The organism is Candidatus Poribacteria bacterium (assembly GCA_028820845.1).
Lineage (GTDB): Bacteria > Poribacteria > WGA-4E > WGA-4E > WGA-3G > WGA-3G.
In genome coordinates this window covers 32,627-49,516 of the sequence record JAPPII010000073.1, presented here as the reverse complement: position 1 = coordinate 49,516, position 16,890 = coordinate 32,627, and the positions used below count along the sequence as shown (strand labels likewise).

The window sequence follows — 16,890 nt, the reverse complement described above, 5'->3', positions numbered from 1 at the left end:
CGTGATAACATTAAGAAAACTGAAATTGCCTATGTCCAAAACTACTTATTGCGTAGGATTATTCTCGAGTTTATGATAGAACCTATACTCCACATTCCTAAAGACGTGAAAAGGAAATGGATTGGAATACGGATGTAAATTGCACAAATAACTGAAAACCAATAACCGATAACACTAAAAAGGAGATTTTTTATGGCTTTTTTTGAACTACGGCAATACAGAACACAACCCGGTCAACGCGAGAATTGGGTCAAATACATGGAAGAGACTGTCATCCCCTTCCAAATTTCTAAAGGGATGGTCGTCATCGGCAGCTTCATCGGTGAAGAAGAGGACGATCTTTACGTCTGGATCCGCCGCTTCGAGAGCGAAGCACAACGCGAACAACTCTACGCAGCCGTTTATGAAGATGATCGGTGGTTAAACGAAATTTCACCGCGCGTCGGCGAACTAATTGATAGGGAAAAAATCGTCGTCACACGCCTCGAACCCACTTCTCGCTCGGCACATCAATAGTCGCACAAACTGTTATTTTTCAACCTCGTTAAAAGTCCAAAACGGAGGTACCCTGATGAACGCTGAAGAAAAATACCTGTTTGACCTTTGGGGATATATTAACATCGAAAACGTCTTGGGAACAGACGAACTCGCTGAATTGAATGCCCTAATCGACGCACAAGAGTACCCCGATCCCGTCGACGATGATGTTTATTCACAGAGATTCGGTGGATTCTTGAGTTGGGAGAACAACGCATTCCGAAAACTCCTCAACCATCCGCGCATCATGCCGTTCTTAGCAGAGATCGTCGGTCCAAAATTCCGACTCGATCACGTCTACGGCATCTTGATGATAGAGGGAAATCCAGGCGGAAGGCTCCACGGCGGCGGTACGCCTTACGACCCAGCGCAGTACTACGTCTTTCGGAATGACCGGATGTATAACGGCTTAACCGTCGCATCATGGGCATTGACCGATATGCTGCCAGGACACGGAGGTTTCTGCTGTATTCCCGGAAGCCACAAGAGTAATTATCGGTGTCCAGACGATTTCCGACCCGTTGAGGAGAACAAAATCTGCATGGCACCGGTACATCAGAAAGCAGGAGATGTCGTCATCTTCACAGAAGCATTGACGCACGGCACCCTTCCTTGGACTGCTTCCCATGAACGACGTTCAATTCTGTTCAAGTACTCACCCGGTCACTCGTCATGGGGGCAAGGCAGATACGACGACGAACTCCGCAATCTGATGGCAGATGAGGATCAGAAGTTGATGCTGGAGCCGCCTTACGTCGCAAATCGGAAACAAGTGGTTTAGGAACATCTCCAATTGTAGCATAGGCTGTTAGCCTGTCCAGTCTTGTTCCTATAAATGCAATGTAACCTCTTAGGAATAGTATAATACCCTTTCTGATTGAAATTGTAGCATAAACTTTAGTTTGTGCATGCTTGTTGCAGAGACTGTGAGCCTTTGCATCCACGAAAGGTTAATGCAATATAAACGCTTAGAAATTGTATAACTTTGCGTCAGTCTTGCTACGTATAAAAGTTACTTTGGCGTGGTGGTAATTTGCAATCGTAAGCGAAATGATAACAGAAGGCGTTAATTTTATCTGCCTTAATCCACTATTCAACAAAAGAACTCCTTATGGACTAGGACTTACGCAATATTGACAGAAATAGTAGGTTTGTGAAGTTGTTTTCGTATGTAATCCTCAAGTAAACTTTCTTTGAGTTGATAAATGGTTTGACCGGCTGCACGTGCGGCACGCGTCAAACTCACCTAAACCCATAAACAACACGCAATGTGATTGCGTTGGGCACGATGGAGACGACTTTGGCAGCTGCCAATACCTGTGGAGGGAACGAGAAACTCGGACAAATTTCGGAGATGCGGAGGTTTCGGGAAGCTTACATTGGGGCCATTTTCACTTTCTTTGGTCGAAAGTACTCTGTACATGCCCATGAGGCAGATGCAGTCGTCTTGACTGATACTGAGCACAGTCTTAGAACAGATCCAAGTTTTTAAACAGTGCTGACACCAACAAACTTTTTCGACGGAGTCACTTATGGTGAAATTGAGGTGTACTATGGGGTAGTAAACCTCACGATGAATTTCTCAGGCTACAGAATAGTAGATGAGCGCACAGGCGATCCAAGGGAACTGCACCAAACTAATGATGCATACTATCTACCCAATTTGCATGCCTTTTGGATAAATGTTCCACCGAGTGAAAGAACCACTGACGGGATCAGTGCACTGGAGCATATCATCCGTGTTGGAGGAATGTTCGTCATTCCGGCGGACCGATTTGACACAAGTACCTATTCAAAAATCGGTGACGCACCAACTACGTATTACTACGAAAATTACGCTGGTGGTATTGGTGTTGCTAAAAAACTTTTCAGCGTCTGGCAAGATGTGCTGAGAAAAGGAATTGAAATCGCTGAAAGTTGTGAATGCCGGTCAGGGTGTCAGAATTGTATTGAGCCTGCAAAGAATTACAACACCAGCAACGCAGACGACAAAATAGATAAAAGAGGAGGGATTGCATTGGCAATACACATCCTTGAAGAGGCAAAGCGAGGGCCTGATCGGAGATTCCAAGACGGGATGATGGTTCCGGTGTAAGCAGGAACATTGGAGAATGCTATAGAACTAATCCAAATTTTCTGTAGGTATAGCACTTCACTGGCAGGTATGAGTGGACAAACATCTTCTTCTGTGCAGAGTTTACGCAACTATTGACTGTCAACTGTGAATTTTAGGGTATGCTATCTGTAAGCGACCAAAAAACTCGGTCGATACTAAACAGATACCATCAATTTGAATATCTTAAAAATGACGGTTGGGAAGAAGTAAGGGTATCAGGAACCCAAGAACTCAAGATTAATGAATGGTCTGATCCCCAAGAATATTTGATCGTGGAAGAAGGTATTTGGACCTATATTCTTGAACCAAGAACATTTTCCTTTCGGCTTGATCCTGGAAAATACCTTGGAAAAATGAATATGACCTCTTGTGAAATCATAGATTCCGATGGTGACACTATCGAATTCTGGACTAAAGATACTCGGTAGTGTTTAAATTGGGAAAATTATTGAGATTTTGAAATTCCAAAATGGGATGATACTTGTATAAGCAAACATATTAGAGGATATCGCCGAACGCATCGAAATTTTTTGATATTATGCTAAAACGCAACACTATCTACTGTGGTGATACGTTTCACCTGATCAAAGAAATAGAAGATGACTCTGTCGACCTAATTGTGTGCGATGGACCTTATGGAGTAACAGACGAGGCGTGGGATAGGATTGCCTCAATCCAAGAATTTAATCTTTCACTCATCGAAAAATTCACGCCAAAACTCAAGGTGGGTGGGGCACTTTACCTATTCGGGAAACCCGACTGCATCGACTTTATAGACTACCGGCAATTTTTGAATCTTCGTTCAAAGATCGTGTGGTATCAACCGAGTCGACTCGCGCAAGGACGTATTAATTACACCAATAACTATGATATTATCTGCTATTTCATTAAGGGAAAGAAACCGCGCTGTTATAACTTAGATGCTATTAGAGTCAAGCAACTTGTTGAGTTAGAGCATCGGCTTCGGTGCGAACGTGTGCCATCCGTAACGGGAGGTAAATTCGGGAAAACAAAATTCAACACAAAAGGGAAAAATCCCGGCAATGTCTGGGGCGATATAAAGCAATTGACCTATAAATCTAAAGAATTAGTGTGTCGAGAGGCACTTAATACAATCCAGAAACCCGAACAGTTAATTGAGCGGATTGTCTTAGCAAGTTCATCACCTGGAGATATAGTTTTAGACCCCTTTGCAGGCGTAGGTACCTGCCCAGCGGTGTGTAAACGGCATGGACGAGATTTCATCGCGTTTGAAATTAATCAAGATTTTGTCAGAGCCGGTGAAGAAAGATTACGCGAACTTCACTATAATCAACAAATTTTGGAGTTTAATCGTGAGTAACAAAGTATATGGCGAAATAATTGAACTTGTAGTGAAAGCATCAGAATTAGCCCGAACGTTGGAATTGATAACCTTTTGCAGCCAGGGCTTGTGAAAGAAATGATTATTGCTGACATTTTAGGTCACGAACTTATTATCTCAAAGCGCAATGCGGATGCCCATGATCCTCACGATTCCACGATTTTATATGAATATCTATCATGTAAGGAAGGAGGATCCGGGCAGCTTGATAGGATGTTTAGAGATCCTCCTGAAAAGCGTCAGGAATCCTTGCATAGAATTTGGAGAAATAATAAAATCTACTTGGCCATATTCTATTCATCAAATCAAACGAAAGTAAAAGTAATTTTTGAACTCGAACCAGAAATCGTTGCCGCGAAAACAGAACAGCAATTGGATCGTAGCCGGAATAATATTTCACATGTGGGGTTTTCGGAAAAATGGGCAAGAGTAAACGGAAAAATTGTTTATGAGAATTAGTGTAATTGATAACTAATCTCTACCAATCCGCGGCACTGCCGTCGGTATCATAATAGAACTGCCCTGAAAGTGTTGACAAACCATGAATAGCATGAAAGAAAAAAAGGCACTTCTTTTCATATCCACATTACTGCTAACTTCATGCGCGCTTATGAGCACCGCCTTTGCACAATATCCCGCGCCTACCCAACTCAGTCTACCTCCAGGTGCCAAAGCCCGTCTCGGTAAGGGTACGATAACAGAAATCGCTTATGCACCAGATGGCAATGTATTCGCCGTAGCCACCAGCGCAGGGGTATGGCTGTATGACACTGAAACATATCAAGAACAGGCATTCCTCACAGGACAGAGAGACGAAGCCGCGAGTATAACGTGGAGTGGAGATGGCACGCTACTCGCCAGTGCAAGCGACGACGGGATCCGTTTGTGGGATGTCTCAACGGCTACGCTCAAAATCAACTTGACTGAACATCACGGCGAACACATGATACCCGATCTTGTCGCACTCAGCACGGACGGTACGCTTCTCGTGAGCTCGGATTTCCACGAGATTCGCCTATGGGATGTCAAAACTGCCACATTGAAAGCAACCTTTAAAGCACCACGACATAGAGAGAAGGTGGGGAGCATATCTTTGAGCGGGGATGCAAGACTACTTGCCAGTGGCAGTTGGCACGAAGACACGATAGAGATATGGGATGTCAAAACTGCCACACTGAAAGCAACCCTCCCAGGATTCGGTCCCGGCGAGAAATGCGTATCGCTAAACCCAGACGGCACACGCCTTGCCGCAGGTGGCATCGCAGAGATCGGCAGCAAATACGCATGGTTTTTATGGGATGTCGAAAATGCTACCCAAATAGCAACACTTGGAGGAGATGAGATACCAGAAGGAGGTTACTCAAGATCACCTGTTAGCAGTATCTCATGGAGTCAGGATGGGAGAGTACTTGCCGTTGGATATTCCGACGGAATCGTCCGTTTGTGGAACATGACAGACGTTATACCTACGCTCAAAAACATTTTTAGAGCAAATACAGAAGGGATCACGAGTCTTTCGTGGAGCACGGATGGCACACACCTTGCCACTAGCGGCTCGGATGTCCGTTTCTGGGAACTCCAAAACACTACTCTTAAAAAGACTCTCATAGGCTATACTGGCAGTGTTACGAGTGTATCGTTGAGTGCGGATGGCAAACGCCTCGCAAGTGCGATTTGGACAGATACGCTACATTTATGGGATGTCACAACGGCTACACACATCGCAACTTTGAGAACCACACCGACACACTCGTGGAAGCATGTCATTGAGAGTGTGGCGTTAAACCCAGAAGGCACGCTGATCGCTACAGGCCAGGCGGATGGACTACGGTTATGGGATGTCAAAAGTACAAAGGAAATCGGATTGCTCACGGAAAAAATATCGGACAGAAGTCCATCAGGAAGGAGAATTAGCAGCGTCTCGTGGAGTGCAGATGGCACACACCTCGCCAGTGGAAGTGAGCACGGCACAGTGCGTTTATGGGATTTTACAAACACTACGCCTACACTTAAAGCAACCCTTATCGGGCATAGAGAGGAAGTCCATAGTGTCGCTTTGAACGCGGATGGCACACGCCTTGCAAGTGCCAGTGAGGGCAGCCATGCCTTGCGTTTACGGGACATGGAAAACGGAACAGGAAAAGTAATTTTCTCAGAATCACTACGTGGTGACCATGTTCATAGTATATCGTTGAATGCGGACGGAACACTCCTTGCCAGTACAAGTTGGAGTAACGAGACGTTTTTATGGGACCTCCCACGTGTTAACCCCAAGCCAATCCTTACAGGTATTTCAAGTAATTGTGTAGCGTTCAACTCAGATGGAACGCTCCTTGCCAGCGGAGATGTGTACGGAAAGGTGAGTTTATGGGAGGTCCCAACGCTTACGGCTGTACCGAAAACACCTTTCAGAAAAAATAAAACTTTACCTATCTCCGTTATATCCGAAGCCTTCGTTAAAGTCTCCGTTATATTGAAATTAATCGATGCACATAAAGCGACCTTCACAGGACACGCGGATAGGATAAGGGGCCTATCGTGGAGTACAGATGGGAGGATACTTGCCAGTGGGAGTGCGGACGGCACGGTGCTGCTGTGGGACATAAACGCCCTTCAACATCCAAAAACTGATAACTGATTTACCAATCAGCGACACTGCCATCTGTATCGTAATAGTATTCGCCGCCTAACTCCTCCGTATAGGTGTCAAGCGTCTGTTCAGCCTCTTGCGTGTTAATCTCAAACCCAAGTCCCGGTTTTGTCGGCAATTCGATGTGACCATCTGTAACCTGCCACTCCTCAGTAAACAAACCGTCGCCCAAACCGGCATCAATTTGCTCTTGAATTAGGAAATTCGGCACAACCGCATCAACATGAAGGGAGGCAGAAAAAGCAACCGGTCCAATAGCGCAATGCGGTGCAATGTGCATATAGTAAACCTCCGCCATGTTCGCAATTTTCTTGAGTTCCGTAATACCACCAGCGTGAGAGGTATCGGGTTGTAAGTAAGCGACCACCTGTTTCTCAAAAATCTCGCGGAACCCCCAACGCGTCAGCAGGCGTTCACCCGTCGCAATCGGAAACGGCACATGGTCAGAAATCAGTTTCAGCGCATCTACATTCTCTTGCGGAATCGGTTCCTCAACGAACATCGGACGCATGCCTTTAAGTTCATGACAAATTTCAATAGCGAGCGCAGGGGTCATCTTACCGTGAAAATCAAACGCAAGTTCGACATCCGGTCCCACCCACTCGCGCATGAGATACGCACGTTCTACAAATTCGTCAATAACCGCGGGAGGTTCATGTCCACGCCACTTGCCACCGGGACCTGTCTTAAACGCTGTGTAGCCACCTTTTTGTTGTAAAAATTCGAGACGCGCTTTCGCAGCGGCTTTGCCTTCGTCTGTTAAACTCCCGATGCCCCAGTGCGCATAAACGCGGATACGGTCACGTACAGCACCACCCAACAATTGATAGGTAGGGACATCGTGGTATTTACCAGCAATGTCCCACAATGCCTGATCAATACCGGACAAAGCAGACATGAGGATGTTTCCACCTCGGAAGAAAGCCGAGCGATAGACGTGCTGCCAATGATGCTCAATCCGTAGCGGATCTTTACCGATAAAATAATCAGCGAGCTCCTCAACAGCCGCACAAGTACTTTTGGGTTTACCTTCAAGCGTGGTTTCACCCCAACCGATAATACCGGTATCTGTCGTAATCTTGACCAGACGCGTCCGACGACGTGGGAAGAACTGTTCAATTGTAGCAATTTTCATTTTTTTAACTATGTGATCCTGGGCTAAAGAAACGCCCAAGCAAAACCCCTCCATTTCGTTTCGGGTAGCACGTAGGTTGGGTTGAAACGCAGTTGAAACCCAACTTCACACATCAGTCAGTAAAAAGGAGTCCGAGAATCCTAACATCTCTTGTGACTGACTGCTGACTGCTGACTGCTGACAACTATTATAGGAGAAAACTATGTCTTCACGCCCCAATATTCTTTTCATGATTGCCGACGACCACCGATGGGACGCCATCGGCGGTATGGGCGACCCGACTGTGAAAACACCGACCCTCGATTCACTGATGGCACGTGGTACGACTTTCCGTCAAACACACATCATGGGTTCTCTCGTCGGTGCCGTCTGTGTTCCGAGCCGTGCCGCCGTTCTTACCAGCGCGAACCTGTTCCGTAGCGGGGGCAACCAAATTAATCGAGATTTAGCAGTCTGGCCAGAAGTGATGCGCGAGGCGGGGTATCACACATTCTTTTCCGGCAAGTGGCATAACGATCGACAGACGTTCACGAACAGCTTTGATGAGGGTGCAAAAATATTCTTCGGCGGCATGAGCGACCAATATAAAGTACCAGTCTTCGATTTCGATCCAACAGGAAAATATCCGAATGATGCCAAATACATCGGAGAAAAGTTTTCTACAGAACTCTTTACAGACGCCGCTGTGCAATTCATAGAAAACTACAACCAAACGGATCCATTCTTTCTTTATCTCTCCTTCACTTCACCACACGATCCGAGGACTGCACCCGGAGAATACGCGACGAGGTATCCACCAGAGGATATACCTGTCCCAGAAAACTTCGTCCCCGAACATCCATTCGATAACGGGGAAATGCGTATCCGAGATGAAGTGTTAGCACCCTTCCCGCGCACCCCCGAAATAGTCCAACAACACATCGCCGACTATTACGGGATGATTACACACATGGACGCTGAAATGGGACGCGTGCTAAGAACCCTCGAAGCCAAAGGACATCTCAACAACACAATCGTCATCTACACTGCCGACCACGGACTCGCCGTCGGGCAACACGGACTGTTAGGCAAACAAAATCTTTATAACCACAGCATCCGCGTTCCATCAATATTCGCTGGCCCCGGAGTTCCCGAGGGCGTAACTGTGGATGCTTTAACCTATCTGTACGACGTATTCCCTACTGTTTGCGATCTCACGGATGTCACATGTCCAAACACAACCGAAGGGTGTAACTTAGTGCCGTTGATGAGAGGTGATATAGAACAGGTAAGAGCCACAGTCTTCGCGGCGTATAAAGACATTCACCGCACCATCAGCAACGGACACTGGAAACTTATCCGTTACTATGTGTCTGAGGAAACGGGTACTGGCACGAATTGTATCCAACTTTTCGACCTGGAGCAAGACCCGTGCGAGACAACCAACCTTGCAGATATGCCCGAACACGCCGACCGTATCCGTTCACTCGCTGCTGATATGAAAATGTGGCAAATCGAAACGGACGACTTTATGAAGGACATACCGGTACTATTAGAGTAGTAGGCACACGCCGTTGTGCCGTAACCCATTGGAAGATTAGAAGAGTCCGTCTTCTTTTCTTCCAACCTTCCATTTTTTCCTATTTACCAAGACCGATAGCGATCAATCGTGCCGCTTGCTCCGCCGTGTCAGCGATTAACCGTGTCGCATCTTCAACAGCAACCTCAAGAGACATCGGTTCTTGGACGATGCCCAACATCGCATCAATACCGGCTTCGTAAACGGCTTCAGCACCCTCAGCAATGCCGCCAGCAATTGCAATGACGGGGATATTGTGTGCTTTCGCTACCTTTGCGACCCCAACAGGCGTTTTACCAAACGCCGTCTGAAAGTCCAATTGCCCCTCACCTGTAAAAACGAGAGAAGCACCTTCCATGCGTTTTTCGAGTTTAACGGCATCAATCATAATATCAACGCCGAGTTTCAATTCCGCGTTGAGAAACGCCATGAGCCCCGCACCCAACCCACCAGCAGCACCTGCACCGGGGATGTTATTAAAGGATATCCCAAGCGTCTCGGTTAAAACCTTGTCAAAATGTCCGAGACATTCATCTAAGGTTTCAATCATTTCAGGGGTGGCACCTTTCTGTGGTCCATAGACGTGTGAAGCACCCTCTGGACCCGTCAATGGGTTGTTCACATCGCAAGCAACAACCGTCTCGGTTTCAGCAATAGCCGGATGTAAACCCGTTATATCTATTGACCGCAATTGCCCGAGGCTCCCACCGCCGCGTGGAATCTGTTTCCCATCTGCATCCAGCGAGCAGACACCAAGTGCCTCCGCCATTCCGACCCCACCATCGTTCGTCGCGCTACCACCAATACCGATAATCAAACGTCTGCACCCCGCTTCTAAAGCAGCGTGGATAAGTTGCCCGGTACCATAAGTAGTCGTGCGAAGCGGATCCCGTTCCTGCGGATTAACAAGCGTGAGACCGGAGGCGGATGCCATCTCAATAACAGCCGTCTTCCCATCTGCAAGGATACCAAATTTCGCCTCGACCTCGTTTCCGAGTGGCGCAAGCACACGACGCGTTTGAATGTGACCACCCGTTGCATCAACGAGGGATTGCACAGTCCCTTCGCCGCCATCCGCCATCGGCACTTTTTCAATAACAGCCTCTGGAAATACGCGACGGATCCCTTGCTCAATCGCACGCGCAGCTTCAAGAGCACTGACACTCCCTTTAAATGAATCAGGTGCAACTACAATTTTCATGACGGATAATTTATCACAAGCCTCACAACTTGTCAAGTTCCTACCGAAAAATTGCTTGACACCCAATGCAAATTTATGCCAAAATCATAGTATCGGAGGTAAGTGGAAATGAGAGACATCTATACTAAATTAGGCATTCGCTGGAGTGTCATAAGTGTTCTGATACTAATGTTCACCACACACGGATTCGCCGCCGTCGATCCGGCAACTGCTATAGCAGTTTGGCTCTTTGATGAAAAGAAAGGCGACCTCGCCAAAGACTTGTCGGAAAACGCGCTTGATGTGGAGCTCGGAAACGGTGTAGAATGGGCTGAAGGTGAATTTGGTGGTGGGCTGGAATTCGAGAACGGCAGCTTAGTTAACGCTGGCACTTCACCACTCCTAAACGTCGGAACAGAGAACTACTCTATAATGGCATGGTTCAAGTATTCCAAAACCTCACCCAATTGGCACACGGTCCTTATCCAAAAAGCCGATTTCGCCATGCCGAGACACGGCTATCTCTTGGGAATCCGCGGAGACCTCGATCCGAATAATAAAGGGAAACCCTTGTTTTGGTTTGGATTAGCGCAAGGCGCAGGTGTTCACCTCTTCGGTATATCCCCTATCAACGACGGAAAGTGGCATCATCTTGCCGCAACTGCCGATCGGAAAGGCGCGATGAAATTGTATCGAGATGGAAAATTCGAGGTTGAAATAGACATCTCGGCACACCAAAAACAGAATGAGGATAACCAAAAACCTCTCACACTTGGTGGTGAAGTTGGTGTCCCTTCTCGAACCCTTGCAGATGGCATAATAGATGAAGTCGCACTGTTCAACGTCGTCTTGACAGAAGATCAACTCACGGAAATTGCCGAAGCAGGCCTCGCACGGGCATTAGGTGCGGAAGCTGTCTCGCCAAATAACAAATTAGCTACCGCCTGGGGAAAAATAAAGACGAGGTAAACTGCTACCTTACGGTTGTATTATAAACGATACCCTCGCTAACGAGGTCTGCTCTTCAACAATGGGTTAAAATAGAAAAATAGGTGACACATGGATTGGAAACTAGAAACGACCGTCTCCGATGAACAAGTCGAATTTTACAAAGACAACGGTTATCTCACATTCGGACGTATCTTCACAAAAGAAGAATTAGACACACTCCGAGATTATGTGGACGATATGATCGAAAATTTGCCGGAAGGAAGACGTCCGGAACAGATGGACGTACCGCATTTTGAACATCCATTTCTGTTCAAATACCTGACACACTCCCGTGTGCTGAAGGTCATCGAACGGTTTATCGGACCAGATATCGTCCTCTGGTCGAGCCACTTTATCAGCAAACGGGAACACGACGGTATGGCAGTCCCATGGCATCAAGACGGCGTTTATTGGGGCAAGTCCCTTGAACCGATGCACGTTATCACGATGTGGTTAGCCGTCGATGAATCGACAGTTGAAAATGGATGCATGCGCGTCATACCCGGCAGCCACAGATTACGGGACCGCCGCTATGAAGAGGTCGATCGCACAAATAATCTCTTCGGGACCGAAGTCGTGGAAGCCGATTTAGATACGTCGAAAGTGGTTAATCTGGAGTTAGAAGTTGGTGAGTGTCATTTTCACGACGCATGGACCATCCACAATTCCAGTCCCAACGCCTCACAAAAACGTCGGTGCGGTTACACCATGCGCTACATGCCAGCAAACGTCCGTTATCCCGGCGCAGAGTGGCGGCGCAAACACTATATCTACTTGCTACAAGGCGAAGACAAGACAGATGGGTTTAATACCTACACGCCTGTCCCCGAATTCTAACGGTTCAAGAGCAACCTGGCCGTTGTAGCACAAACTGTTAGTTTGTGTCATTTTGAATATAACCGTCCCTTGTAGCACAAACTGTTAGTTTGTGTCATTACAGAGTCTCAAGAAAATGGAAAGGAAAAATCCATGCGTCCCTATTTTGACGTACATTGCCATATCGGTATGACGGTATCGCGTGCCCCAGTCGTTGGGCAAAGCACTGGAAAATGTCTGGCGCGGATGGCATCAGCGGGTGTTATCGGCGCGATTCCATGTCCAACAGCCGGCAGCCCCCAAGCACGCGGTGTATTGGACACACGTACACAACACGAAACAATCGCCAACGCATGTAAATTATATCCTGAACGCTTTCCGATTGGACTCGGAATCGCGGAAGTCCGACACGAACAAGCCGGCGTTGACGAATTAGAACGAGCGATACGGGACGACGATTTAGTCGGTTTTATGTGTCATCCAGGGTTGTCGGGACATTCACTCAGCGGTGAGCTCCACGGATTCCTTGAAGTCGTGGCAATGCACAACGGGCTGTGCCTGCTCCATCAGGCAGGTTCCACCCAGAACATCGCCGCTTACGCAAAGCGATTCCCATCGGTAACGTTTATTATTGGACACGTCTCCATGAACAAAGCCGGACACCTTGATGCAATAGCACAGTGCGCTAAGTCTGAGAACATCTGGTTCGACGTAGCACAGAAACCAGAAGGTGCAGACGCAAGTTGGGATCTGGTACATCTCATCAACAATCTTGGGAACGATAGAATCATGTTCGGCAGCGATCTACCCTATTACGATTTCCGGTTGGTACAAGCACAAATTGAGTCAGCACAACTCGATGATGAAACAAAGGAGAGAGTGGCTTATCAGAACGCAGTTCGGTTGGTCCAGCAATTTCGTGCCGATTGGACACCGACACTAACTCCCATAAAACCGCCTCAGGCATATTCAGATACTGAAATGTGGGATGCAAATGGCGCGCGACTTCGCTAATGGGCAGGAACGATATTTAACTGATTTGTACCGCAAACTGTCAGTTTGCGGACGCTACCTCTATGAACCACCCTCATCTAACCAAAAACCAACAACTATTTGACCACTTCAACGGCACGAATCCGACGACGAAGCACGAAAAGGTAGAAAACTATCAGCGCGATTTGGATAAAGAGTGACCAAATCCAATGTACGCTATAATCCGGTGAACCGCCAAATAGGGCTGTGCCGAGAATGTCGTAGTTCGCCCAAATCGAGACCAAAGCCACTTTGCTGGTGCGTGCCATCTCTTTAAGAACTTCATAAAGGACAATTGAGCCAAACCACACGGCGGAGAAACCGATGATGGCATAACGCGCATTTGTCGTCAGCGATGAAAACACGAGTATTAACAGCCCCGTAGACAGGATAATAATTACGGAATAGGCGATGATTGAAAAAGGAACCCAGTAGTTATCTTTCAGAAAAGCCGTGCCCGCTAATAGCGACTGTTCAAGAAATAATAACAACCCAGGGACCAACGTCAGGCAAGCCAATAAGATACCAATAGCAGCAAACTTACCAATTAAGTAATCTATCCACGAAATCGGTTTAGACAGATAAAGGGACAGCGTGTTGTTTTTCAGATCCGTAGCAATTAATCCCGAACCTCCGAAAACAGCAACCAAGGCGACGATAAATGTCGATGGAAATGGATAGATTCGGAACAGAAATTTTTGGAAAAATTCGCTATCAACCTTAATAAACGCGAACTCTACACCCGGGACCTGATTAATGATATAGATCAGTACTGCGTGGGCAAAGATGTACATTAAGGGTGGAACAGCGACAATCAATCGGACGATTTTGCGCTGTGCAAGCAGTTTCAACTCTGCCTTCGCAATAATCCACCACCGCGTATGACTTTGGGTTTTCAGCGTGCCTTCCCAATGTCGGTAGTTCTGTGTGTGAATAGGCATATTTTTTTCGTTTTCAGTTGTCGTTTAAGAAGTTTTCGTTTGAATTGGCTATCGGCTTTCAGCCATCGGCGTTTGGCTGGAAGGCTGCAAGGAAACCGTAAGGTTGAGTCCCTTCTTCCACCCTTCCCCTCTTCCATCCCAGTCTCTTGCTGACTGTTGACTGTTGGTAGAAACCATTCCCCTGACTGCTGACCGCTGACGGCTGACAGCCAGTTCAATACTTATAGATAGCAGTTCTCTCTAAGGTATCCGTGAACGGACCCTGTTTCTCAGTCTCGATTTCAACCACTATGACCCCTAAATGGGTATCGCGTTCCGGATCCTCCTCAATGAAGACGCGTGGGATCTCCGCCGTTAAGAGCCGATCCAGTCTATGGAGTTCCTGTGACCAACGAAGGTCAATTAGTCTGCCATCGTAGACTTTTCGATGCTTTGCACCATTACGGATGGAGTAGACTTTAGCATTGGTGGTAAAATCGGCTTCAGAAATCGTACTTACCCCAACACTCGGACTGAGAATGCTCTGGTTCCATATAAGCGGCGTGCCATTTCTATCCACCAAATAAATCCGTAAGTCGATCCTGTCAACGCGCGGATCCGATTGAAGTTCAATCCCCTCAAAATTCTGGATCACACCACTCCCACATGCAAAAATAAAAAGAACACAGATCCCAACGAGCACAACACTCCGCAATTTCAAATTCAAGCGAAACACACCTATTCTCCTCTTTTATGCCTCTTAGGGGCAGCTTGCAGGCTTCCCATAGCAGTCTGTTTCATCTATTATATCCTTTCTGAGTGTCAGAAGTCAATCCTATTTCTATAGCGAGCTTTAGCTTGCAACGCCGCCAAAATCAACCTTGAATCTTTTTCCAAAAGTGATATAATGACAACCATGACACCCACTAAAGTTTTAATCGGTTCAGAAAATAGCGTAAAAATTGAGAGCACACGGCAAAGCTTCTCACAATTTTTTAAACCCGTAGAAGTTCATGGATTATCCGCTGACTCCGGCGTTTCCCCCCAACCCTTTAACGAAGATACATTCACAGGTGCCAAGAACCGAGCTGAACAGGTAAAGCGTATCAACGATGAACAATACCTCAATGCTAATTTCTTTGTTGGTATCGAGGGCGGAGTTCTTCAACTCCATAACAGATACTTCCAATTCACTGCCATCTACATATTGGATCAACAACACCGAGAAAGTTTCGGCACAACCGGTATGTATGAATTGCCCAACTGGATAGTCGAGAAACTCCTAACAGGTACCGAATTAGCATACATCATTGACGAACTCGCTCAAGAGTCCAACACAAAGGAGAAACAAAGTGCCAGCGGATTATTAACAAACGGGGCGATAAACAGATTGCAAAATTACACACAAGCGATAACGTTTGCCTTAATCCCTTTCCTTCAAGAAGATCTCTATTTTTCGTTAAAGTAGCATAACATAAATTCCCTACAGGGAATTTCGGAGGGACCTCATGAAAGCTGCAGTCCTATATGAAACCGACACGCATCTAAAAATTGAAGAATTCGACTTACCGCGTCCGAGTGCAAACCAAGTCCGAGTGCGATTGGTCGCCAGTGGTGTCTGTCATTCCGATTGGCACGTCGTTAAGGGCGAGTGGCCTTTCGTCAAGTTACCCGTCATTCTCGGACACGAAGGGGCTGGCATCGTAGAAGAGATCGGAAACGATGTAACCCAAGTGCAGGTCGGCGACCATGTGATTCTCTCATGGAAACGGAACTGTGGATTTTGTGAGATGTGCCAGAAAGGGTATCCGAACCTATGCGCGCTCCCCGCTGACGGTTCAGGCAAACCCGCTATCAAAACAAGTGGACGTGAAATCGACCAGATGTCTGGACTCGGAACCTTCGGTACCGAGACACTCGTCCCCCAAGACGCTGTGGTTCCTATTGATAAAGATATGCCATTCGCACAAGCCGCGTTAATTGGATGTGGCGTGATGACAGGGGTCGGCGCGGCCATCAACACCGCACAAGTTACCCCAGGCAGCTCGGTAGCCGTTTTTGGATGCGGTGGGGTCGGACTCAATTGCATACAAGGTGCTGCGCTCTCTGGTGGCGAACCAATAATCGCTGTCGATGTGTTAGATAACAAACTCGAACTCGGCAGACAGTTCGGTGCTACGCATACCGTTAATGCCGCTGAAGTAGACCCCGTAGCACAGATTAAAGAGATTACCGATGGGCGCGGGGTCCACTATGCATTTGAGGCAATCGGTCTAATTGGCGAAACCTTCCGGCAAGCGATCCTCTGTACGCGGAGTAGAGGCGTGACGGTCTTCGTCGGACACGCACCAGAGAACACGCCTGTTGAATTTGACGCACGGATGCTGATGCCCGAAAAAATGGTCATCGGTTCGATGTACGGGACCGCGCGCCCACATGTAGATTTCCCGCGTTTGGTTTCGCTCTATAAGGGAGGACAACTCAAACTGGACGAACTCGTCACGCGGACGTATCCGTTGGAAGGAATAAATGATGCATTCGAGGCATTAGCAAGAGGCGAAGTCGCACGGAGTGTGCTAGATTTGACTTAATA

General features: G+C 47.1%; 17 protein-coding genes. 13 read left to right on the top strand and 4 right to left on the bottom strand.

Annotated elements, in window-relative coordinates; genetic code table 11:
- Positions 1-192 precede the first annotated feature (192 nt).
- The 7 genes from OXN25_14690 (at position 193) to OXN25_14660 (ending at position 6,654) form a co-directional block, all read left to right on the top strand.
- Positions 193-516, top strand: a complete 324-nt coding sequence (locus OXN25_14690; GenBank protein ID MDE0426102.1) for an NIPSNAP family protein — start codon at positions 193-195, stop codon at positions 514-516.
- Between the two features lie 55 nt (positions 517-571).
- Positions 572-1,318: a phytanoyl-CoA dioxygenase family protein gene (locus OXN25_14685; GenBank protein ID MDE0426101.1), complete on the top strand. Its 747-nt coding sequence runs from the start codon at positions 572-574 to the stop codon at positions 1,316-1,318.
- Positions 1,319-1,837: 519 nt separating this feature from the next.
- Positions 1,838-2,029, top strand: coding sequence for a hypothetical protein (locus OXN25_14680; protein ID MDE0426100.1), 192 nt, complete (start codon positions 1,838-1,840; stop codon positions 2,027-2,029).
- An 81-nt stretch (positions 2,030-2,110) separates the two neighbouring features.
- A complete protein-coding gene (locus tag OXN25_14675) occupies positions 2,111-2,632 on the top strand; it encodes a DUF1998 domain-containing protein (GenBank protein ID MDE0426099.1) in 522 nt (173 codons plus the stop codon).
- 559 nt (positions 2,633-3,191) lie between these two features.
- Positions 3,192-3,995 carry a DNA methyltransferase gene (locus tag OXN25_14670; protein MDE0426098.1) on the top strand — a complete coding sequence of 268 codons (804 nt, stop codon included), beginning with the start codon at positions 3,192-3,194 and terminating at the stop codon, positions 3,993-3,995.
- Positions 3,996-4,085: 90 nt separating this feature from the next.
- Positions 4,086-4,475, top strand: coding sequence for a hypothetical protein (locus OXN25_14665; GenBank protein ID MDE0426097.1), 390 nt, complete (start codon positions 4,086-4,088; stop codon positions 4,473-4,475).
- A 151-nt stretch (positions 4,476-4,626) separates the two neighbouring features.
- Positions 4,627-6,654: a hypothetical protein gene (locus tag OXN25_14660; GenBank protein ID MDE0426096.1), complete on the top strand. Its 2,028-nt coding sequence runs from the start codon at positions 4,627-4,629 to the stop codon at positions 6,652-6,654.
- A 1-nt stretch (position 6,655) separates the two neighbouring features.
- Here OXN25_14660 and dgoD read toward each other — a convergent pair whose 3' ends face one another.
- Entirely contained in the window at positions 6,656-7,801 is a 1,146-nt protein-coding gene (gene dgoD, locus OXN25_14655; protein MDE0426095.1) for a galactonate dehydratase, read from the bottom strand.
- A gap of 202 nt (positions 7,802-8,003) precedes the next feature.
- On the opposite strand from dgoD, the gene OXN25_14650 reads away from it, so the two are divergent.
- Positions 8,004-9,341, top strand: coding sequence for a sulfatase-like hydrolase/transferase (locus tag OXN25_14650; GenBank protein ID MDE0426094.1), 1,338 nt, complete (start codon positions 8,004-8,006; stop codon positions 9,339-9,341).
- Between the two features lie 79 nt (positions 9,342-9,420).
- Here the strand turns inward: OXN25_14650 and OXN25_14645 are convergent, their stop codons facing one another.
- On the bottom strand, positions 9,421-10,560 hold the full coding sequence (locus tag OXN25_14645; protein MDE0426093.1) for a glycerate kinase: 1,140 nt from the start codon (positions 10,558-10,560) through the stop codon (positions 9,421-9,423).
- A 108-nt stretch (positions 10,561-10,668) separates the two neighbouring features.
- Between OXN25_14645 and OXN25_14640 the strand changes: the two genes are divergently transcribed.
- From OXN25_14640 to OXN25_14630, 3 genes are all read left to right on the top strand, one after another.
- A complete protein-coding gene (locus tag OXN25_14640) occupies positions 10,669-11,508 on the top strand; it encodes a LamG domain-containing protein (protein ID MDE0426092.1) in 840 nt (279 codons plus the stop codon).
- 90 nt (positions 11,509-11,598) lie between these two features.
- Positions 11,599-12,366 (top strand): phytanoyl-CoA dioxygenase family protein, encoded by a 768-nt coding sequence (locus OXN25_14635; GenBank protein ID MDE0426091.1) that lies wholly within the window; start codon positions 11,599-11,601, stop codon positions 12,364-12,366.
- Between the two features lie 132 nt (positions 12,367-12,498).
- Positions 12,499-13,359: an amidohydrolase family protein gene (locus OXN25_14630; protein MDE0426090.1), complete on the top strand. Its 861-nt coding sequence runs from the start codon at positions 12,499-12,501 to the stop codon at positions 13,357-13,359.
- A 95-nt stretch (positions 13,360-13,454) separates the two neighbouring features.
- Here OXN25_14630 and OXN25_14625 read toward each other — a convergent pair whose 3' ends face one another.
- Together OXN25_14625 and OXN25_14620 are read right to left on the bottom strand one after the other, a co-directional pair.
- Positions 13,455-14,318 (bottom strand): ABC transporter permease subunit, encoded by an 864-nt coding sequence (locus tag OXN25_14625; protein ID MDE0426089.1) that lies wholly within the window; start codon positions 14,316-14,318, stop codon positions 13,455-13,457.
- A 214-nt stretch (positions 14,319-14,532) separates the two neighbouring features.
- Positions 14,533-15,033: a hypothetical protein gene (locus tag OXN25_14620; protein MDE0426088.1), complete on the bottom strand. Its 501-nt coding sequence runs from the start codon at positions 15,031-15,033 to the stop codon at positions 14,533-14,535.
- 171 nt (positions 15,034-15,204) lie between these two features.
- Here OXN25_14620 and yjjX point away from each other — a divergent pair, with 171 nt between their 5' ends.
- Positions 15,205-15,765, top strand: a complete 561-nt coding sequence (gene yjjX / locus OXN25_14615) for an inosine/xanthosine triphosphatase (GenBank protein ID MDE0426087.1) — start codon at positions 15,205-15,207, stop codon at positions 15,763-15,765.
- 40 nt (positions 15,766-15,805) lie between these two features.
- Positions 15,806-16,888 carry a Zn-dependent alcohol dehydrogenase gene (locus OXN25_14610; GenBank protein MDE0426086.1) on the top strand — a complete coding sequence of 361 codons (1,083 nt, stop codon included), beginning with the start codon at positions 15,806-15,808 and terminating at the stop codon, positions 16,886-16,888.
- The last annotated feature ends 2 nt before the right edge of the window (positions 16,889-16,890 follow it).